At 61.4% G+C, this 20,538-nt stretch carries 20 protein-coding genes and 1 riboswitch; of the genes, 7 read left to right on the top strand and 13 right to left on the bottom strand.

What is annotated here, in order from left to right; genetic code table 11:
* Positions 1–14: 14 nt before the first annotated feature.
* The 3 genes from SJY10_RS06810 to metZ form a co-directional block, all read right to left on the bottom strand.
* Complete coding sequence (locus tag SJY10_RS06810) at positions 15–1,463, bottom strand: TrkH family potassium uptake protein (protein WP_386680861.1); 1,449 nt, start codon at positions 1,461–1,463, stop codon at positions 15–17.
* A 54-nt stretch (positions 1,464–1,517) separates the two neighbouring features.
* Positions 1,518–2,621 (bottom strand): GTP cyclohydrolase FolE2, encoded by a 1,104-nt coding sequence (gene folE2 / locus SJY10_RS06805; protein WP_386680859.1) that lies wholly within the window; start codon positions 2,619–2,621, stop codon positions 1,518–1,520.
* Between the two features lie 114 nt (positions 2,622–2,735).
* Positions 2,736–3,911 carry an O-succinylhomoserine sulfhydrylase gene (metZ, locus tag SJY10_RS06800; RefSeq protein ID WP_386680857.1) on the bottom strand — a complete coding sequence of 392 codons (1,176 nt, stop codon included), beginning with the start codon at positions 3,909–3,911 and terminating at the stop codon, positions 2,736–2,738.
* Positions 3,912–3,956: 45 nt separating this feature from the next.
* A riboswitch (SAM riboswitch) is annotated at positions 3,957–4,034 on the bottom strand.
* 103 nt (positions 4,035–4,137) lie between these two features.
* Here metZ and SJY10_RS06795 point away from each other — a divergent pair.
* The 3 genes from SJY10_RS06795 to SJY10_RS06785 are packed head-to-tail and all read left to right on the top strand — an operon-like array spanning position 4,138 to position 5,582.
* A complete protein-coding gene (locus SJY10_RS06795) occupies positions 4,138–4,461 on the top strand; it encodes a hypothetical protein (protein ID WP_386680855.1) in 324 nt (107 codons plus the stop codon).
* A 29-nt stretch (positions 4,462–4,490) separates the two neighbouring features.
* A complete protein-coding gene (locus SJY10_RS06790) occupies positions 4,491–5,198 on the top strand; it encodes a glutathione S-transferase N-terminal domain-containing protein (RefSeq protein WP_386680853.1) in 708 nt (235 codons plus the stop codon).
* Between the two features lie 54 nt (positions 5,199–5,252).
* A complete protein-coding gene (locus SJY10_RS06785; RefSeq protein WP_386680851.1) occupies positions 5,253–5,582 on the top strand; it encodes a PilZ domain-containing protein in 330 nt (109 codons plus the stop codon).
* 136 nt (positions 5,583–5,718) lie between these two features.
* Here SJY10_RS06785 and SJY10_RS06780 read toward each other — a convergent pair whose 3' ends face one another.
* From SJY10_RS06780 to ftsY, 3 genes are all read right to left on the bottom strand, one after another.
* On the bottom strand, positions 5,719–6,330 hold the full coding sequence (locus SJY10_RS06780) for an inner membrane-spanning protein YciB (RefSeq protein WP_386680849.1): 612 nt from the start codon (positions 6,328–6,330) through the stop codon (positions 5,719–5,721).
* 12 nt (positions 6,331–6,342) lie between these two features.
* Positions 6,343–7,245 (bottom strand): EamA family transporter, encoded by a 903-nt coding sequence (locus SJY10_RS06775; RefSeq protein ID WP_386680847.1) that lies wholly within the window; start codon positions 7,243–7,245, stop codon positions 6,343–6,345.
* 73 nt (positions 7,246–7,318) lie between these two features.
* The gene (gene ftsY / locus SJY10_RS06770; RefSeq protein WP_386680845.1) at positions 7,319–8,428 is read right to left on the bottom strand and encodes a signal recognition particle-docking protein FtsY; all 1,110 of its coding nucleotides are present in this window, start codon (positions 8,426–8,428) and stop codon (positions 7,319–7,321) included.
* Positions 8,429–8,542: 114 nt separating this feature from the next.
* Between ftsY and SJY10_RS06765 the strand changes: the two genes are divergently transcribed.
* Positions 8,543–9,424, top strand: coding sequence for a lytic transglycosylase domain-containing protein (locus SJY10_RS06765; protein ID WP_386680843.1), 882 nt, complete (start codon positions 8,543–8,545; stop codon positions 9,422–9,424).
* 9 nt (positions 9,425–9,433) lie between these two features.
* On the opposite strand, the gene SJY10_RS06760 is transcribed toward SJY10_RS06765, so the two are convergent.
* Positions 9,434–11,119, bottom strand: coding sequence for an NAD(P)H-dependent oxidoreductase subunit E (locus SJY10_RS06760; protein WP_386680841.1), 1,686 nt, complete (start codon positions 11,117–11,119; stop codon positions 9,434–9,436).
* A 148-nt stretch (positions 11,120–11,267) separates the two neighbouring features.
* On the opposite strand from SJY10_RS06760, the gene SJY10_RS06755 reads away from it, so the two are divergent.
* Entirely contained in the window at positions 11,268–12,320 is a 1,053-nt protein-coding gene (locus SJY10_RS06755) for an alkane 1-monooxygenase (RefSeq protein WP_386680839.1), read from the top strand.
* Positions 12,317–12,700 (top strand): hypothetical protein, encoded by a 384-nt coding sequence (locus SJY10_RS06750; protein WP_386680838.1) that lies wholly within the window; start codon positions 12,317–12,319, stop codon positions 12,698–12,700. Before SJY10_RS06755 ends, SJY10_RS06750 begins: the two co-directional genes overlap by 4 nt.
* On the opposite strand, the gene xseA is transcribed toward SJY10_RS06750, so the two are convergent.
* A complete protein-coding gene (xseA, locus tag SJY10_RS06745; RefSeq protein WP_386680837.1) occupies positions 12,697–14,154 on the bottom strand; it encodes an exodeoxyribonuclease VII large subunit in 1,458 nt (485 codons plus the stop codon). The two genes, SJY10_RS06750 and xseA, sit on opposite strands and share 4 nt — an antisense overlap.
* Positions 14,155–14,226: 72 nt before the next feature.
* Here xseA and purD point away from each other — a divergent pair, with 72 nt between their 5' ends.
* Entirely contained in the window at positions 14,227–15,495 is a 1,269-nt protein-coding gene (gene purD, locus SJY10_RS06740) for a phosphoribosylamine--glycine ligase (RefSeq protein ID WP_386680835.1), read from the top strand.
* A gap of 151 nt (positions 15,496–15,646) precedes the next feature.
* Here the strand turns inward: purD and SJY10_RS06735 are convergent, their stop codons facing one another.
* From SJY10_RS06735 to SJY10_RS06715, 5 genes are all read right to left on the bottom strand, one after another.
* On the bottom strand, positions 15,647–16,156 hold the full coding sequence (locus tag SJY10_RS06735; RefSeq protein WP_386680833.1) for a CarD family transcriptional regulator: 510 nt from the start codon (positions 16,154–16,156) through the stop codon (positions 15,647–15,649).
* A gap of 200 nt (positions 16,157–16,356) precedes the next feature.
* Positions 16,357–16,692 carry a ferredoxin FdxA gene (fdxA, locus tag SJY10_RS06730; protein WP_386680831.1) on the bottom strand — a complete coding sequence of 112 codons (336 nt, stop codon included), beginning with the start codon at positions 16,690–16,692 and terminating at the stop codon, positions 16,357–16,359.
* A 51-nt stretch (positions 16,693–16,743) separates the two neighbouring features.
* Complete coding sequence (locus SJY10_RS06725; RefSeq protein WP_386680829.1) at positions 16,744–17,130, bottom strand: RNA-binding S4 domain-containing protein; 387 nt, start codon at positions 17,128–17,130, stop codon at positions 16,744–16,746.
* Entirely contained in the window at positions 17,127–19,940 is a 2,814-nt protein-coding gene (locus tag SJY10_RS06720) for a helicase-related protein (RefSeq protein ID WP_386680827.1), read from the bottom strand. The genes SJY10_RS06725 and SJY10_RS06720 overlap by 4 nt, the downstream gene beginning before the upstream one ends.
* Positions 19,941–19,968: 28 nt before the next feature.
* Entirely contained in the window at positions 19,969–20,529 is a 561-nt protein-coding gene (locus tag SJY10_RS06715) for a tetratricopeptide repeat protein (protein WP_386680825.1), read from the bottom strand.
* Between the last annotated feature and the right edge of the window lie 9 nt (positions 20,530–20,538).

The raw sequence follows: 20,538 nt of genomic DNA, 5'->3' as shown, positions 1-20,538 counted from the left end.
CGCCGAAGGGCGCATTATTCCCGCCAGAAGCGGGGCGTCAGGATGACCAGCACCACCATGATTTCCAGTCGGCCAATCCACATTGCGGCCGACAGCAACCATTTGGCCGTATCGTTAAGGCCCACGAAATTGCCTGCAGGGCCAATCTGCGTCCCCAGACCGGGGCCGACATTGGCCAGTGCAGTGGCCGCGCCAGACACCGACGTGATGAAATCCAGCCCCGTCAGGCCCAGCAACACGGAGAAGATACCGACCAGCAGAATATAAAGCACGAACATCGCCATGACAGAGTTCAGCACGTCCTGCCCGACGGGACGCCCGTCGTAACGTGGCACAAACACACCATGGGGCGAGTGGATCTGCCGGATCTGCGCCTTGAGCGAGGCAAACAGCAGCTGGTAGCGAAAGACTTTAATCGAACAGGCCGTCGATCCGGCGCAGCCGCCGATCAGGCCAATGAAAAAGAACATGACCACCGGAAAGGTGCCCCAGGCCATATAATCCGCGCTGGCATAGCCCGTGCCGGAAATGATCGAGACGACGTTGAACAGCGCTTCGCGGAAGGCGAGTTCCGACACGTGCCCTTCACGGCCCCAAACCCAGGCGGTAATCATCAACACGCAGACCATGATGATCCAGATAAAGGTGCGCACCTGACTGTCGCGCATCAACGGTCTGGCAGAGCCGCCCATCAGTTGCACATAGCGCACAAAGGGCAGCGCGGCGCTGAACATGAAAAACGTCGCGACATAGTGGACGCCGGCGCCATAGATTCCGAAAGATGCATCACTGTTCGCCATGCCGCCCGTGGACAGGGTCGTCATGGCATGCACCGCTGCGTCAAATGTGGGCATCCCAAGCGCGGCATAGGTCAAGGCGCAGGCCAGCGTCAGGCCGACATAGATCACCGAAATGCGCGATGCGATCTGACCGGCGCGGGGCAAAATCTTACCCATTGTGTCAAAGGATTCAGAGCGGAAGATCTGCATGCCGCCGACGCGCAGTTCAGGCAGGAATACCATGGCCACGACAATGATACCGATACCGCCCAGCCATTGCAGGGTGCCGCGCCACAGCTTGATCCCTTCCGGCAGCGCCTCCAGCCCGCCAAGCACGGTGGCGCCGGTGGTGGTCAGGCCTGACATCGCTTCGAAATAGGCGTCGGTGAAATCGCAGTTCGTCGCACCGATGATGAACGGGATGGCACCGAACAGCGGCAGCGTGATCCAGATGGTCGAGGTCAGTAGAAAGGTCTGCCGAACCGTCAGGCCCGCGCTGACACCATTTGCACAGGACATGGCCAGCAAGGTGCCGGTCAGGCAGGTGATGATCGCCGATTCCAGAAAGACCGGCCAATGCCCGTTGCCAGCCAGCAAGTCCGCCATGAATGACGGCAGCATGGTCAGCCCCAACGTGGCGACCAACAGGCCGATTACATATCCAACAGGGCGCAGGTCAATCATTCAACCGAGGTGCATCGGCCCCGCCCCGCTGTCAAGCGTCCTGCGCGTTCTGCCCTAACCGATGTGGAAAAGTGACGCAAAAAGGCGCGGGTCGATGGACCGCGCGGCAAAGGTCGGACCTTCGGTCAGGACCGACACGGCATCATGGCTGTGCAGGCTTTCCTGATGGCTGGCGATGATCCGATAATCACCGATGCGCGGGTCCATTTGCAACTGTTCGGCAAACAAACGGGCGGCGTCTTCGACAAAGATCGGATTCGCGGCGTTCAACTCGGCAAAGGCCTGCTCGTCCTCGCGCTTGACCATGACCTGCGTTTCGGTTGGCACGGCGGCGCGGGCCATGTCGATCAGGTCCTCGAACCATGCGGTTTGCTGACCGGGTTCCAGCACGACCGACACCCGCGCGACAGAGCGTTGGGAATGCGGTGTGGCAAGCTGACCGCGGAACTGGCGGGCATGTTCGGACAATTCCAGCGAACACGGGCATGTGCTGGAATAGACGTAATCAAGGTGCACGATCTTTTGGCGCAAACCGCCTGTTTCGACCAGTTCCAGCGCGATATCGTAATACTGATAGCCCGACAGGCCGGATCGCAGGCTTTGCACCTTCATCGGAAAGCTGAACCGCATCTGGATGCGCGCATCAAAGCTTTCCAGATCGGTCTTATAGGCATCCAAAGCCCGCTCGATGACTTCGAAGCTGAATGTTTCCTCGGCATGTTTGTAGAATGTCCGCATGATGCGGGACATGTTGATGCCTTTCTTTTCCGCCTCAAGCGATACGGTGCCGGTTACGCTGGTTTCCAGCGTCAGATCGCCCGCATCGCGGGTATGGAACCGGATCGGCAGGCGGAAGTTGGAAATGCCGACATGCTGGATCTGGCGCTGTGCGCCACGGATCAGGCTGGTAGGGCCATTTTGCAGGTCGGGCAATGTCGCCTTGTAGGCGGCATCGACAACGAAATCATCGGGGTAAGTCCGCGCCATCGCCGGATAATCCGTCGCGGGCTGGCCGGGCAAAAGGTTGCCGATCTGCGGATCAAGCGTCACGATTTCCTCGGCGCTCGCATCACCGGCCCATCGCCGCAACAGGCTCAGGGCCGCCTCTGCCTCGGCACGGGTCGGCTCGCGATCAAGGTCACGGGACTGGATGTTCATGGCGGCACTCACCTTTTGCGTTTCTCACCCCGCTAAGTGGGGCTTCACGACCCGTTTTCCACCTTTATTGCGACAGTTTGGCATAATGTCGCACCACAAGGGTGCGACATCCGCTTAGACCGCGTCAAGCGCCGCATGCAGATCACGCAGCAGATCATCGGGGTCTTCCAGCCCGATGGACAGGCGGATCAGGCCGGGCGTGATCCCCAGATGCGCCTTTTGATCGTCGGGCAAACGCTGGTGCGTTGTTGACGCAGGGGGCGTTGCAATGGACTTCGCATCACCAAGGTTGTTAGAGATCAGAAAGATATTCAGCGCATTCAGCAACTTGAATGACGATTCTTGCGATCCGGCATCAATTGCCAGCACTGTGCCGCCCGCGCCCATCTGATCCATGCACAGCTGGTGCTGCGGATGACTTTCCAGTCCCGGATAGATGACGCGCGTCAGCTTGGTGTGTCCTTCCAGCCCTTTGGCGATGTGCAGCGCACTGGCGGTTTGGGCCCGAACGCGCAGATCCATATGCTCCAGCCCCTTGACCAGCATCCACGCGGTAAAGGGCGACATGGATCCGCCGGTATGCTTCATATAGGGTTCGACCGTGCCACGGATGAAGTCCTTGCTGCCAAGGATCACACCCGCCAGCGCCCGCCCCTGCCCGTCGATATGTTTGGTCGCGGAATAGATGACGGCGTCTGCACCCAGTTCCAGCGCGCGGGAATAGACCGGGGTTGCAAAAACGTTATCGACCATGACCATCGCGCCAACGTCATGCGCCAGTTTAGCAATAGCCGGCAGGTCAGCGACTTCCAGCGCCGGGTTCGAGATGGACTCGAAAAACGCGATCTTGGTGTCGGGGCGCAAGGCTGCTTTCCATTGCGCAAGATCGGTGCCGTCAACGAATGTGACTTCGACGCCGTAGCGGGTTAGCACCTCTTCAAGCACATAAAGGCAGGACCCGAACAGCGCGCGGGCGCTGACGACATGATCGCCGGCCTTTAGCATCGACATCAAAGCGCCAGATACGGCCGCCATGCCCGATGCGGTGGCAAAGGCGTCCTCGGCCCCTTCGATTGCGGCGATGCGGTCTTCGAACATGGCGGTCGTCGGGTTGCCATAGCGGGCATAGATGAACTCATCCTCGCCCGCCTTCAGGAACCGCTGCTGCGCATCCTCTGCGGTGTCATAGACAAATCCCTGTGTGAGGAAGATCGCCTCCGAGACTTCGTTGTACTGACTGCGGCGCGTGCCTGCGTGAACGGCTTTGGTGCGCTTGTTCCATTCGGTCATGGCGTGCCCTTTCCGGCAAAGAAAAACCCCGACACCGACAGGTATCGGGGCAAACCCCTTACCCTTTTAGCGAATTGTTTAACGTGGCCCGCAATCTGGCATCAAATCACCACGCGGACCGCTATAGGCGGCGCGCAAAACTGCGTCAAGGCGGGCGCTGGTGTCACGGACCGGTTACGAAATCGCGCTACCTCACGGGAACACAAGATGTAGCGCGGGTTTGCCCATGACCTACCAGACGACCGAAGACCGCCGCCGTCCGTTTCGGACCCGTTTGCAAGACGCCTTTGCCTTGCCCCCCGACGTGATGGAGGACGAGATTACCGAAGTCATCCTGTTTCGCATGTCGCTGGTGCTGAACCGTGCTACCTTTGGCCCTGCCGACATGACCTTTTCCGCCCGCACCGCGCTGGCCTGTGACCGTGGCGGCAAGGCTTGTCTGTTCTGGCGCATCCTGCGGGGCGGCATTGATCTGTACTGCCAGATCATGCGCGCCGAAGTCTGCCATTGCGCAACGGCACTGAAGAACTACCATCGCAGACGCGGCTGACCCTGGCCGCCTGTTGCGAAAGGCCCGCCATGTCCGCCCCGATTGATCTGTATTTCTGGCCCACCCCGAACGGTTGGAAAGTGTCCATCGCGCTGGAAGAGTTCGGCCTGCCCTATACCACGCATCTGGTGAACATCGGCAAAGGCGATCAGTTTAAGCCGGATTTCCTTGCGATTTCCCCCAACAACCGCATGCCTGCGATCACCGACCCGGACGGGCCGGATGGGGCACCGATCTCGATCTTTGAATCCGGTGCAATCTTGCAATATCTGGCGCGCAAAACCGGCAAATTCGGCGGCCGGACAGAGCGGGACCGGATTGCCGTTGATCAATGGCTGATGTGGCAGATGGGCGGGCTTGGCCCCATGGCGGGGCAAGCGCATCATTTCCTGAAATACGCCCCCGCAATGGACCCGCCCAATGATCTGCCCTACGCCAAGAACCGCTACCGCACAGAGGTCGCGCGTCTGTATGGCGTGATGGACAAACAGTTGGCGCAACACGAATTTATCGCTGGCAGCGATTATTCCATCGCCGATATGGCCTGCTGGGGCTGGGCGTCCCTGTGGGAAGGCCAGCAGCAGACGCTGGACGACAAACCCCACCTTGCGCGGTGGCTGGACCAGGTCGGCACCCGCCCCGCCGTGCTGCGCGGCCGCGCCCTGCATGCAGAGCTGCGCGCGGATTTTGCTAAGGATCGGGGCGCGCAGGATCAGCTTTTTTCCAAACCATCCTAACCAATTTTTCATATCCCCGCCCTAGCGTGGCATCGTCCACGAGGGGATATGAGCATGAACCAACAATTTCGCAGGCACCGCTATCCGACGGCCTTTGTGCTGACAGTGATAACGCCGCGCGGCAGGCAAAGGGCGACGCTGATCGACGTCAATCAGGGCGGCGCACGTCTGGAAGGTGTTGAAAACGTCATGCGCGGCGAACGCATCACGCTAGAGGTGTTGTCGGAAAAGGTCACTGGCACTGTGCGCTGGGTCACGGCCCACCGGATCGGCATCGCCTTTACGATGCCAGCGCGTACGGCACTGGTGGACCAACTGCGACAGGGTGTGCGCAGCAGTGCAGCTGCACGCTATAATTCGATGGCGCTGCGCGAGATGCGATAAGGCTTCTGGCATTCGGGTGAATGCCGGGAATTATGGGTTTTTGGGCTTTCGGACGTGCCTGCTTTCAGGCGTGCTGGCAATTCCGCGTCTAGTCGCTCAGACCTCTTGGTCCTTCAGCCGTCAGACCTATGAACCGTCAGGCTTTGGGGCCTGTATCTTCTTCGATCATATAGCCGCGCACGGCGTAGAATTGCCATCCGAGGAAGATCATGCTGATGACGGGGAAGGCAAAGGTTTCGATCTTGACCCACAAATCTGTCGATTGCGTACGCCACAGCCATTCGTTGAACAGCGCCAAGGCGACACAGAACAGCGCAACGCGCAGGGTCAGGATCATCCAGCCTTTGTGTTCCATCGGCAGGGCCGCGCCCATTGCCCATTCCATATAGGATTTGCCCCGCAGCAGACCAAAACCCAGCACCGCCGCGATAACAGCATAAACGATCGAGGTTTTCATTTTGAAAAACCGCTCGTCATTGAAATAGGCCGTCAGCCCGCCGAAAAAGATCACCATAAAGGCAGTGAAAATCTGCATCCGGCTGAGTTCTTTGGTCAGGAACCACAGCACGCCCATCGCCGCCAGCAGGATCGGAATAAAGATCAGGGTCGACAGGATGAAGCCCGAATATTCCGTTCCGGCGATGGTAAAGACGTCATCCTTGATCCGGGTGTAGACGATAAAGAACATGACCGTCGGGCCAAGTTCCAGCACCTGTTTCAGGAACGGATTGATCGGTTGCGTGGCCATGCTGGTCTCCCTCTAGCCGCCCATTTCCACGATTACGGCACCCAAGGCAACCAATGCCATCAGCGCGGCCCGGCGCTTGCCCACGGTTTCACCCAGAATGAGCCAGCCGATCAGCGCCGCAAACACGGTCGAGGTTTCGCGCAGCACTGCGGCCTCTCCGACTTTGTCGAGGCGGGTGGCAAGCATGACGCCTCCGAAAGAGATCCATGCGATGAACGAGCCGATGAAGCCGCGCAGCATCAGGGGACCAAGCGTGGGGGGATTGTCCATTCGCTGGTAGCGAATCGCGGCAAGTATGGGGAAATCCAGTGCGGTCACAAAGAAGAACCACGCAAGAAACGTAAAAGGATCAGCAGCTTGGCGAATGCCGTAAGCATCAAAGGTCGTATAGATCGCAACAAGGATACCCGACGCCAAGGCCCAAAGCAGACCAATCTGCATGGCCCGCAGGTCCAGCTTGTTTTCACGCAGGTTGACAAAGGCCAGCATCAGGATGCCGCCGGACAGACACAGGACACCCAGCCATTGCACCATCGTAAAATGTTCGTGGAAAATTACGCTTGCCGCCAGCACCGTGACCAGTGGTCCGGTGCCCCGCACGACGGGATAAACAACCGTATAGGCCGCGCGTTCATAGGATAGCGCCATCGTGACCTTGTAGGCGAAGTGGATTACCAGCGCGCCTGCCAGCAAAAGCGCTACCTGCCCCGTTGGCCAAGGCACGACAAACAGCGCGACCGGCGCGGAAATGACTACCAGCCAGCCGTCGATCGCCCCGCGCGACAACCAGGGATCATGCCGCCCTTTTTGCAGCGCGCCAAAGGCGGCGTGCGCAACGGCGGACATCAGAGCAAGCAGCGTTGCCAGCCGCGCGCCTTCTGGTGTGCCGGCGATCTGCACGAGCCAGTCGCCCATTATAGCCCCCTGGAGGGGGGCCAGCCCCCCGGCTGGCGCCGCCCCCCGGAGTTTTTCCGGCCAGATGAAAAGGTCATGCGTCGAGCCCGACAAGGGCGCGGGCGAAATCCTCTGGATCGAAGGGGGCGAGATCGTCAATCTGCTCTCCGACGCCAATGGCGTGGATCGGCAGGCCGAATTTATCCGCCAGCGCGACCAGCACACCGCCCTTGGCGGTGCCGTCGAGTTTGGTCATTACAAGACCGGAGACATCGGCGAGATCCTGAAAGACCTTGACCTGTTGCAGGGCATTCTGGCCTGTCGTCGCGTCCAGCACTAGCAAGGTGTTATGGGGGGCGTCGGGGTCCTTTTTGCGAATGACACGCACGATTTTCGACAGCTCTTCCATCAGATCGGCGCGGTTTTGCAAGCGGCCTGCGGTGTCGATCATCAGCAGGTCTGCACCGTCGGCCTGGGCCTTGGTCATGGCATCATAGGCAAGCGAGGCGGGATCGGATCCTTCCGGCGCGGTCAGGACCGGCACACCGGCCCGTTCGCCCCAGACCTGTAGCTGTTCCACCGCCGCCGCACGAAAGGTATCGCCCGCCGCGATAACGACGGATTTACCAGCGGCTTTGAACTGGCTGGCCAGTTTGCCGATGGTCGTAGTCTTGCCCGAGCCGTTCACGCCCACGACCAGCACCACCTGCGGTTTTTGGTTATAAAGCGGCATGGGCCGGGCAACCGGGTCCATGATGCGGGTAACCTCTGATGCCAGAAGTTGCTTGATTTCGTCCACAGACAAGCGGCGGCCCATTCGGCCTTCCGCCATGTTGGCGGTCACGCGCAGGGCCGTATCGACCCCCATATCGGCGGCGATCAGCAACTCTTCGAGTTGTTCGACCATGGCATCATCAAGGGTGCGGCGCACAACCTCTTTTTGTTCGGTGCCGAACATGCGGCCAAGGATGCCGGCGGGTTTGGCGGGGGGCGGTGTGGGCGCAGGTTCCGCTGCGGGAGTTGGGGCGGAGGTTGGCGCGGGCGGTTGGGGAACAGGCGGCGGCGCTGACAGTTCGGGGGCAGCGGTTTCGGGAGCAACGGGTTTGGGGGCGGTACCGCCCCCGCTAACAATCGCGTCCAAGCCTTCGTCCAGCTTGTCAGACGACCGGAACATGCGGTCCTTCAGCTTCTTGAAAAATGCCATGAGCGCTGCCTCGCGGATAAGTGTTGGCTTTAGCTAGTACCTGGGCGCGGCAAAGGAAAGAGTGTGCGCCCTGCCAGTTGACGACGCGGCGCGGCCCGCGTCTAAGCTGGGGCCATGTTGCGCGTGATCGGCCTTGTTGTTTTGCTGTTCGTGCCGGGCCTTGCCCGCGCCGAAGGAGGCACGCTGTGTAGCACCGGACAATTCGGTGCGGTGCAATGCATCCGGCCTGCGCATTTCGTGGCTGACACCTGCCAGGCGATTGACGTTTTCGCGCAGGAAAACGGCATGGATCCTGCGTTTTTCGCACGCCTGATCTGGCAGGAAAGCCGCTTTGATCCTAATGCGTTGTCACCTGCGCGGGCGCGCGGCATTGCGCAATTTATCGACAGCACTGCCGAAATGCGGGGGCTGCGTGATCCCTATAATCCGGCGGAAGCGCTGGAGTTTTCTGCGCAATATCTGGGCGATCTGATCCGCCGCTTTGGCAATCCCGGACTTGCGGCCGTTGCCTATAACGGAGGAGAGGCCCGCGCGGCCGGGCTGATTGCCGGTAACGGAGGATTGGCGCGGGAAACCGTTGATTACGTGCAAATTATTACCGGCCTGACCGCAGAGACATGGCGTGACAGCCCGCCAGAGGACCCTGATTTCCGGCTTCAAGGTGACATGCCGTTCCGCGCCGCCTGTCACGATATGGCGCACAATCGCAGCTATACGCAGTTCAAACCGCCCGTGCCCAGTTATGCGCCCTGGGGGGTTCAACTGGCCTTTGGCACAACGGAAAATCAGGCACGCGCTGCCTTTGAACGGCGGGCGCAAGCCTGCCGCGGGGCGCTTGCAGACAAGCCGCTTGACCTGATCTTTACCCGCAACCGCGTGTCGGGGCGGCAAGGTTATTATATGGCGCGCGTCGGTGCGCAAACCTCTCGGGCTGCGAACAAGCTATGCAACGACATCCGGCGGCAGGGTTGCACCTGCGCTGTATATCGCAATTAAAGCAAATCGTTACACCTCGTCCTTAAAGTGATTAAGCACCGATTTGATCGGGTTTGGCGCAGCCTGGCCCAGGCCGCAGATGCTGGCGTCGGTCATGACCTGACACAGTTCGGTTAGCAGATCTGCGTCCCATTTCGGCGCGGTCATCAACGCCGCTGCCTTTTCGCAGCCCACCCGGCAGGGGGTACATTGCCCGCAGGACTCGCTGGCAAAAAAGTCCAGCATATTCTGCGCCGCGCCGCGCGCGCTGTCCGTGTGTCCCAGCACAACAACGGCGGCAGATCCGATAAAGGTGCCGTAGTCGGCAAGCGTGTCGAAATCGAGCGGCACATCGTTGACGCTGGCCGGCAGCAGACCGGACGACGGCCCGCCCGGCTGGTAGGCCTTGAAGCTATAGCCGGGAGCCATGCCGCCCGCCGCGTCAATCACATCCACAATCGTTGATCCGGCAGGCAGAAGATAGACGCCCGGCCGCGCCACACGGCCAGAGACGGAATAATTGCGCAGCCCCTTGCGGCCATTTTTCACCACATCCGACAGGATCTGCGGCCCTTCACGGCAGATGCGCGCAACCCAGACCAGCGTTTCAATATTATGCACCAGCGTCGGGCGGCCAAAGATGCCCGATTGCGCAACATAGGGCGGGCGATGGCGAGGGATGCCGCGTTTGCCTTCGATGCTTTCGATCATCGCGGATTCCTCGCCGCAGATATAGGCACCCGCCCCGCGCCGCAGCACGATGTAGCCGGACGGAACAAGGCCGGCGGCTTCCAGCGCGGCAATTTCTTGGCGCAGGATCTGGATCGCGGCGGGGTATTCGTCGCGCATGTAGATATAGATCTGCGCCGCATCGACGGCGGCGGCGGCGATCAGCATGCCTTCTAGAAAGACATGCGGCGCGTCTTCCAAGTATTTACGGTCCTTGAAGGTGCCAGGCTCCCCCTCGTCCCCGTTAACGGCCATTAGGCGGGGGGCCGGTTCGGATCGCACAAAGCTCCATTTACGGCCCGATGGGAAGCCGGCCCCGCCTAGTCCGCGCAGGCCGGATGATGCGATGCTGTCCTGCACCGCGTCCCAATCGCCGTGATCGCGCAGTTCTGCCAGTTTGGTATAGCCGCCATCGGCGCGGTAGGCGTCAAGACCTTGGTAAGCCGGCATATCGGCGTGGGTGTGCCCGGATGCGATGGCCGCTGTCACCTTGTCCAGCGTGGCGTTATCGACCGAATGGTGTCCGACATGCACCGCAGGCGCGGTATCGCAGCGGCCCATGCAAGGTGCACGCAGCACGCGAACCTGCGCGGGATCGAGCCCGTCTGTCAGCGCCTGTTTTAGCGCCTGTGCCCCCGCAAGTTCGCAAGACAGCGAATCGCACACGCGAATGGTCAGGGCGGGGGGCGGTGTTTCGTTTTCTTTGACCACGTCAAAATGGGCGTAGAAGGTTGCGACTTCGTAAACTTCGGCCTGCGACAGGCGCATTTCTTCGGCCAATGCACGCAGGTGGGCGGCGGACAGATGGCCAAAGCGATCCTGCACAAGGTGAAGATATTCGATCAGCATATCGCGGGGGTGCGGCCCGTCGCCGATCAGGGCGCGCACTTCGGCCCATGCTGCGTCAACCAGCTGCCGCCCCTTTGGCGTGCGCCGTCCCTTGCCGCGACCCGATTTCCAGACCCCGCCTTTATGATCCAGCGCCATGATTGCCCCTTGTCCTTTGCCTTGCCAGCATAAGGCGGCCGCGCGGGCGGGGCGATGGAAAAGCGACACCTTGCGCCACACCTGCGGTGCGACCAATGATCATGCCCCCGCCATTTGCCGCCAAATGCGTTGCGGATGATGGTATGCAATGGCGAATCCGATCCTGATTGGCGCGATGCCCATGTTCCTGTTTGCCTTTGCCACACTGTTTCCGCTGCCCCTGCTGGCGCTGGCTGCCCTGCAGGGCGGTGTCTGGGTGCTGGCTGCGTTGTTTTACATGACGGTTTTTACCTATCTGCTGGACCAGCTTGTTGTCATCGCACAGCCGCAAGCGGCTGATCCGGCAGCGGAATTTCCCGCAGCTGATATGCTTGGCGTCATTCTGGCAATCGGCCATCTGACCCTGCTGGCATTGATCGTCTGGACAATGGGGCAACGCCCCCTTGGGCTGGCCAGTACGATCGGGCTGGTTGCGGCGGCGGGGCTTTATTTCGGACAGGTCAGCAACGCGAACGCGCACGAGCTGATTCACAAGGGCGGGCGCGGGCTGCATCGGCTGGGGCAATGGGTCTATATTTCGATGCTGTACGGGCATCACACCTCTGCGCATGTGCTGATCCATCACCGGCTGGTCGCAACGCCCGATGACCCCGCCACCGCACGCCTTGGCGAAGGGTTTTGGGCCTATGCCCCCCGTGCCTGGATCGGTGCCTTTCGCGCAGGGATGCAGGCCGAAACAGCGCGGCTGGACCGTGTCGGGCGCAGCACGTGGCATCACCCCTACGTCACCTATCTGGGCGGCGGCGCTGCGATGCTGGTTGCTGCCTTTGCCTTTGGCGATTGGCGCGGAGTTGCGGGATATCTGGCGCTGGTCGCCTATGCGCAGGTGCAGCTGCTGCTGTCGGATTATGTGCAACATTATGGATTGATGCGCAAAACCGCGGCCAATGGCCGGTTGGAGCCGGTCGGTGCCCGCCATAGCTGGAACGCGCCGCATTGGTTTTCCGGTGCGCTGATGCTGAACGCGCCGCGCCATGCGGACCACCATGCGCACCCCGCCCGGCCCTTTCCGGCGCTGCATATCGACAAGGCCAGCCCCACACTGCCAAGGTCCCTGCCCGCCATGGCCACGCTGGCGCTTTTCCCGCCGCTTTGGCGGCGCGTGATGGACCGCCGTGTGCGGCGCTGGACGCAGGCATGATCCGGATACTGGCCCTGGCGATCTGCATCGCCGCGCCTGCATCTGCGCAGGTGCTGGACGGAGACGGCTTTGACGCCTACGTCAGCGGCAAAACCCTGACCTTCGCCCAGCCCGATGGCACACTCTTTGGCGTAGAGGCATATGGCCCGGACCGCAGCGTCACCTGGTCCGCCGCACCGGGGCTGTGCCAAACGGGGCGCTGGTTCGATCGGGACGGGCTGATCTGCTTTACCTACAACACGGATCCGCTGCCGAAATGCTGGACCGTGACCCGCACCGAACGCGGCCTGCGGGCGCAGTCCACCACCGGCACCGTGCTGTTCGAGGCGACAGAGGCGCAGGTGCCGCTGGTCTGCCCGGGACCGGACCTGCTGTCCTAGACAGTTACGCGGCCATCGGCGAATTCAATCTCGACCTGTGCTGCATCCTTGACGCCCTGCGCCGTCATGACCACCGCGCCGTCGCCGCGCACCACGGCATAGCCGCGCCGCAGCGTTTCCTTGTACCCCAGCGTTTCGCGCACGCGGTCAAGCTGCGCCAGCCGGGCGCGGCGCTGGTCCTGTTGGCGGGCGGCGCGGTCGGACAGGCGCTGCAGCCAGTCGTCCAGCCGCTCGCGCTTGCGGGTCAGGTCCGGCGGGGTCAGGCGCTGTGCCGCAAGTTTTGTGCCAGCATCCACCACACGGCGTTGCAGGGCCGGACCCAGCCGTGCGCCAAGGGTGTCAAGCCTGCGCCGCTGCTCTGCGATGCCGCGCTGCAGGACGGCGGGGCGCAGGGCAGCATTAGCCAGTTGCACCCGCTTTTTCGCCGCCGCAGCGTTCAGCGCCGCAGGCAGGCGGTCGCCCAGATAGTCCAGCCGCTGCCGCGGCCCCTGCAACAACGCCTCTGCCTGGGGCAAAGCGCGGGCCAGATCACGCACACGCTGCTGACGCAGGCTAAGCCCTTGCGTTACAGCCCGGCTGATCCGCGCGCCTTGGTTATCCAGCGCGGCAAACAGGTCCATCCGCACCGGCACAGCCATTTCCGCCGCCGCCGTCGGGGTCGGCGCACGGCGGTCGGATACAAAATCGATCAGCGTCGTATCCGTTTCATGCCCCACGGCAGAGATTAGCGGAATCCGGCTGGCAAAGGCGGCGCGGGCCACGATTTCTTCGTTAAAGCCCCACAAATCCTCTATCGAGCCACCGCCGCGGGCGACGATCAGCAAATCCGGACGCGGCAGCGCCCCGCCGGGCGTCAGTGCGTTAAAGCCGCGAATCGCCGCCGCAACGTCGGGTGCGCATTTAGCGCCTTGCACGGCGACAGGCCAGACCAGCACCTTGCGCGGGAACCGGTCCCGCAAACGATGCAGGATATCACGAATCACGGCACCGGTCGGGGACGTGACGACACCGATGATTTCCGGCAGGAACGGCAGCGGTTGCTTGCGGGCAGGATCGAACAGACCTTCGGCCTGCAGCGCGGCCTTGCGCTTTTCCAGCATGGCCATCAGGGCACCGGCCCCGGCGGGGGCGATATCCTCAATAATGATCTGGTATTTGGACTGACCGGGAAAGGTCGTCAGCTTGCCGGTGGCGACAACCTCCATTCCTTCTTCTGGCAGTTGCGGCAGGGCGTCGGCGCGGCCTTTCCAGATGATGCCGGAAATGACCGACCGGTCGTCCTTCAGGTCCAGATACATGTGACCGGACCGCGGGCGTGTCACGCGGCCGACCTCTCCTCGGATGCGAACATGGCCGAATTCACCTTCGATCATCTTTTTCACGGCACCCGAAATTTCGCTGACCGTAAATTCCGGCGCGTTGCTGGCCGGGGTGGCATGTTCAAAAAGGTCCATTCGTGCGCCCTTGTGGTGTGTCGGCACTGACCTTAGAACGCATCCCAACCAAGGCCAAGCGGAGAGACCCCCATGAACATCCTGATCCTGGGCAACGGCGGACGCGAACATGCGCTGGCCTGGGCCATCAAGCAGAACCCGAAGTGCGACCGGCTGATCGTCGCCCCCGGCAATGCCGGTATTGCGCAGGTTGCCGAATGTGCCGCGCTAGATATTCTGGACGGGGCTGCAGTGGTTGATTTTGCGGCGCAAAATGCGATCGATTTCATCGTCATCGGGCCAGAGGCACCGCTTGCCGCCGGTGTCGCCGATAGCTGCCGCGCCGCCGGATTTTCAGTTTTCGGACCTTCCGCCGCCGCAGCGGCGCTGGAATCGTCGAAATCTTTCACAAAAGCAATCTGTGATGCCTGCGACGCGCCGACCGCCGCCTATGGCCATTTTACGAACCGCGACGATGCGCGGGACTATGTGCAGACCCAAGGCGCCCCTATTGTGATCAAGGCTGACGGCCTTGCCGCTGGCAAGGGCGTCGTCGTCGCCATGACAATGGAAGAGGCGCTTGCCGCGATCGACGACATGATGGGCGGCCAGTTCGGCGACGCCGGGGCAGAAGTTGTGGTCGAAGAGTTCATGGAAGGCGAAGAGGCGTCTTTCTTTGTGCTGTGCGACGGCAAAACCGTGCTGCCGATCGGCACAGCGCAGGACCACAAACGCGCCTATGATGGCGACACTGGCCCCAACACGGGCGGTATGGGGGCCTACACCCCTGCCCCGGTGATGACGGACGCCGTGACGCAAAAGGCGCTGGACCAGATCGTGCGCCCGACGATGGCTGCAATGGCCGCGCGCGGCACGCCGTTTACCGGCGTTTTGTTCGTCGGGCTGATGATCAAGGACGGCCAGCCGCGCCTTGTCGAATACAACGTCCGCTTTGGCGATCCGGAATGTCAGGGGCTGATGATGCGCCTTGGCGGTCAGGTCTTGGATCTGCTGCAAGCCTGCGCCGAAGGGCGGCTGGAGGGCGCGCAGGTGCACTGGGCAGACGATCATGCGCTGACGGTCGTGATGGCCGCCAATGGCTATCCGGGCACCTATGAAAAGGGCACCACGATCCACGGCCTTGGCGATCTGCCAGAGGACAGCTTTCACATGACCTTTCACGCGGGCACGGCCGAATCGAGCGAAGGTCAGATCATCGCGAACGGCGGGCGCGTGCTTGGAATCACCGCGCGCGGCGACACGCTGGAACAGGCCCACGCGCGGGCCTATGCCATGGTCGATGCGATTGATTGGCCAGAAGGGTTCTGCCGCCGTGACATCGGCTGGCGCGCACTTAGCTAAGGCTAGCTGCCGATTTTTCGGACGGAAAACCGGCAGCGATCAGGCGCAGGCATTTCGCCTAAGCGCCTCGTTTTATTGAAAATAAGCCCCAACACGAAGAAAGGCCGCACCCTCCCAAGTGCGGCCTTCCCTCCTCCCTGATAGATCGGGCTTACGCCGCGCGACCCACCAGAACCGAACCGATCTCTTCTGCTGCAGCCTTTTCGTCGTTGCCGGCCACGGCAGCAATCTCGCGTGTCAGACGCTCCAAAGCGGCCTCATACAGCTGACGCTCAGAGTAGCTTTGTTCGCGCTGGTCATCTGCACGATGAAGGTCGCGGACGACTTCTGCAATAGCAATTAGATCGCCAGAGTTGATCTTTTGCTCATATTCTTGCGCACGCCGTGACCACATGGCTTTTTTGACCTTGGCCTTGCCGCGCAGCGTTTTCATCGCGTGGCTGACGACGTCAGGTGTGGACAATGCACGCATACCGACTTCGGTGGCCTTGTGCGTGGGCACGCGCAGAGTCATCTTGTCTTTTTCAAAGGCGATGACGAACAGCTCAAGCTCAAATCCCGCCACTTCCTGCGTCTCGACCGAGACGATTTTACCAACGCCGTGGGCGGGATAGACGACGAACTCGTTAGGCTGGAACTCTTTTTTCTTCGACTTGCTCATGGCAATCCTTTCTGTGACCCGGACGGCAAAAGGCCCCGGCGGTGACAGTGTCATCGTCAGGGCTGGTCCTGTCAGATTTGGGTCAGATCATTGGCAGCATTGCGCTGATCATATCACAAAATTACCCCCCGCGAAAGGGCTGTGAATGGCAGCACATAGCTGCGCAAAACCAAAGGCTTGCGCTGCAGTTAATGGCCGAATCAGCCGCCTTCGCCCGGGGCTTCGCTGAACAGCTCCATCTTGCCCGGCTTGCCGTCCATTTCTTCTGCGTTCGGCAGCGCGTCTTTCTTGGTGATGATGACGGGCCACTTTTCCGAATACTTCCGGTTGAATTCGACCCACTTTTCCATGTCCGGCTCTGTATCCGGGCGGATCGCGTCGGCGGGGCATTCGGGTTCGCACACGCCGCAGTCGATGCATTCGTCAGGATGGATCACCAGCATGTTTTCACCTTCGTAGAAGCAGTCCACGGGGCAGACTTCGACACAGTCGGTGAATTTGCAGGCAATGCAGTTGTCGTTGACGATATAGGTCATGGGCGTTGTTCCGGCTCTGGTTTGGGGCACTTGCTAGGGCAGCGGGCGGGATCATTCAAGCGCGAATGGATCGCCCCGGCTCTTGGCGGCCATCAAGTCTCGGCGATCTTTGCCGGTGGGGCGCCCGCCGCCATCGAATCGCGGGTTGGCGGGCGTAGCTTCTACGGGCGGCGACAGGTCTTCGTAAAGGGCCTGCGCCTCTGGCGCGGGGCCGCGACGTGTGCCGCAGGCAAGAATTTTGACCACGCGCACCTGCCGTTCCTGCGCAAAGGTCAGAACGTCACCCTGCCCCACCGCCCTTGCGGGTTTGGGGACAGGCTGGCCGTTCACGCGCACATGGCCCGCGCTGACGACACCGGCACTGATGCTGCGCGATTTAAAAAACCGCGCATGCCAGAGCCATTTGTCCAGCCGGACCGTGTCGCGCGCCTCGCTCAACTTGGCTTGAAGCCTTGCAAAGCCGCCGCAAAGGGGTTGTCCGGATCGATTTTCTTTTCGGCCCGTTGCGGTTTCGCGGCAAAGTTTTGCGGCTTGTTGTCGGGTTTGGACCCGCGCTTGCCTTGTGGTTTACCCTGCGGCTTGCCACGGCGCGGCTTGTCGCCAGCAGGTTTGTCGCCACCCTGTTTGCGCTGCCCATCACCACCGCGACCAGCGGAACGTGCCGCCCGTCCACCCCAGGTGAAAGTATAGAACACTTCCATTTCGGCAGGGGCTGCATCAGCTGCGGCTTCAGCTGCGGGAGTATCCTCGGCTGCGGGCGCAGCCTCGGTTTCCGGCGCATTGCCTTCTTCGACCATACCGGTTGTGGAATCGCCGATGGCATCCAGCTGCGTGACGATTTCCGCTTGCGCCGGTGCGGGTGCGGGGGCGGCTTTCACCTTTGCCCGCTCGCCCTTTTCAGCCGCATAGCCAAGACCGCCCATCAGGTCGGCAAACTGGTCCAGCGTGGTGCCGGTGATCGACAGCATGTCGGGCACGGCTTCAAAACCGGCCTTGCTGTCCTTGTCGCGCAACAGATCGGCCAGACGTTCCAGCATGTCGATGCGAATCGCCCGCGCACCCGCAGCGCGGTAGCCTGCCATGGCATAGTAACCGGCAGGGGCGTCGGCGCTGGTCGGCACAGTCACCAAACCGGGGGGCGGGCTTTCGGGAAATTCCTGCAGGTTATTCTGCAGCGCCCACAGCACCAGCCGCAACCGCGTCGGCGCGGGTTTCAGCAGCAAGGGCAGGAACACGGTGAACTGGCCAAACCGGATACCGTGCTTGCGCAATGCGCCGCGCGCTTCCTGGTCCAGCGCCTTCACCTCATCGGCAATTTCGCCGCGAGGGATGATGCCAAAGTGTTCGGCCATGCGAAAGGCAAAGCCTTTGGCCAGCCCGGTCAGCGTGTCGTCGTTTTTCAGGGCCAGCAGCGGCTCCATCGCTGTCGCAACCTTGCGGTCGATGAAATGCTGCAGGCGGCGCTGCACCTTGGCCGACACATCGGGGCCTGCCTCGTCATCGACAAAAGCGACGACCTTCGGCTTCAGCGGATCATCACCCTGGGCCAGTTTGCCCACAGCTTGATCGCCCCACATGAGGCCACCCTGTTCGGTGAAATCCATTTCCGTATCGGGCGCGTTATAAAAACGGTCCGCCCGCAGATGGAACTGGGGCACCAGCGCCTGTGCGCTGGCCTGCCGCAGCGTCTTGGCCTCGTCCGGGCTTCCGGCCTTGTCCATACGGAACCGGAAACCTTCAAGACGACCGATGAATTCACCCTCGATCGTCACTTCGCCCTTGTCGTTTACGTCAGCCAAGAGGCTCTCCTTCTGTTTGAGCCGGCGAAGCAATACGGATGTCCGCCGGTCCACAAATCTTTGCGCCAATGCACCATGTAATGCATCCGATAGGCGGTCTTCTACAGCGCGGGTCTGGTCACGCCAATGGTTTTCGTCCCGCAGCCAGCCCTTGCGCTGTGCCACATACGTCCAAGTGCGGATATATGCCAACCGTTTCGACAATGTGTCGATGTCGCCATCATCCCGGTCAATCCGCGCGACCTGCAGTGCAAACCAGTTTTCGTCGATATGCCCGATCTGATGCAGGTCTGTGAATATACGCGTAAGCAGGGCTGCGTGTTCCCCTTTACTGATGCCGCGAAAGTCCGGCACGCGGCACACATCCCACAAAAGCCGCACCGACGGGCCATCCTTGGCGCGGGCGGCGATAATTTCGTCATTGCCCAGCGCACGCAGGGCCGCCAGATCGTCGCTTTCGCGCACGCGGGTCAGCCAGTCGTTGTTGGTACGCTCTTCCAGCGTTTGCAAAAGCCGCTTGATCGACCCGAATTGAAGGGCGGAATTACGCCAGTGCAATTTCTTGATCGGCTGGAACTGGTGGTTGGTGATCTGGTTGATCACCCCCTCGTCCAGCTCTTGCGCCTCCCCCGTCACGCCAAAGGTGCCGGGGGTCAGGTGTCGCCCTGCCCGGCCCGCGATCTGCGCCAGCTCGTCAGGGCGAAGCGCCCTCATCCGATGGCCGTCGAATTTCGTCGTGGCAGAAAAGGCGACGTGTTTGATATCAAGGTTCAGCCCCATGCCGATGGCATCGGTCGCGACCAGATAATCCACGTCGCCGTTTTGATACATTTCGACCTGCGCATTGCGGGTGCGCGGGGACAGCGCGCCCATGACAACCGCAGCGCCGCCTTTCTGGCGGCGGATCAGTTCGGCGATGGCATAACAGTTTTCAACCGAAAACCCGACAATTGCGGCCCGCGGCGGCATCCGGCTTAGCTTTTTCGAACCTGCATAGGTCAGTTCTGAAAACCGGTCCCGGCGCATGATCGTGACCTCTGGGATCATCGCGATGATCGCTTGCCGCATGGTATCCGCGCCCATGAACAGCGTCTCGTGCAGGCCGCGGGCATGCAGCAGCCGGTCGGTAAAAACATGGCCCCGCGCGTCATCGGCACAAAGCTGGATTTCATCCACTGCCAGAAAATCGCAGCCCAGTCCCTCTGGCATCGCCTCGACAGTACAGACCCAATAGGCGGTGCGCGGCGGTACGATGCGTTCCTCGCCGGTCACAAGCGCGACAACGCCCGGACCGCGCGCCTTAACGATGCGGTCATAAACCTCGCGCGCCAGCAGGCGCAGCGGCAAGCCGATGACACCCGTACGGTGCCCCAGCATCCGCTCGATCGCATAGTGGGTCTTGCCGGTGTTTGTCGGCCCCAAAACGGCCGTCACGCGGGATGGTTGCATATCGGTCCCCGCAGGAACAGCGCAGCCCCTAAAGGGTCATGCCGTCCATTTCGACAGTCAGGCGGTCGGCAGCGTCCTGCACACCTTCCGCATTGGGCGCAATCTTTAGGATTCGCGCATAGACCTCAAGCGCATCTTGCGGCCTGTCCAGTTCTTCAAGAATGACAGCGAATCCGCTCATCGCGCCAAAATGGCGCGGGTTCAGCGCCAGCGTGTCCTGAATATCCGCCAGCGCGGGGCCGATCTGCCCGGACAGATAAAACGCCATGGCGCGGCCGTTATACCCTTCGGCAAAATCCGGCGCGTGATCGATCAGCGCACTATAATGTTGGATTGCCAAGGGCAGATCGCCCGCGGTCATTGCATCCTCGCCGCGCCGCAGCAGCAAATCCATCGCAGCAGACCCGCTGCGCGACCATTGCGCGGCAATCTGTCCCTGGATCTGAGAGGTTTCCGCAGCATCCGCGTCCAGCAGCCGGTCGAACAGGGCATCCAGCTCTGCCGTCTGCGCAAATGCAGGCCCTGCGCTGAGGATCCCCAACACAAATGCCGCAGCGGCACGATTGATGACTTTTCTAACCTTGGCCATACATCCAAT

It is taken from the genome of Loktanella sp. R86503, from assembly GCF_042466455.1.
Lineage (GTDB): Bacteria > Pseudomonadota > Alphaproteobacteria > Rhodobacterales > Rhodobacteraceae > Loktanella.
This window is presented reverse-complemented; position numbering and strand designations above follow the sequence as displayed.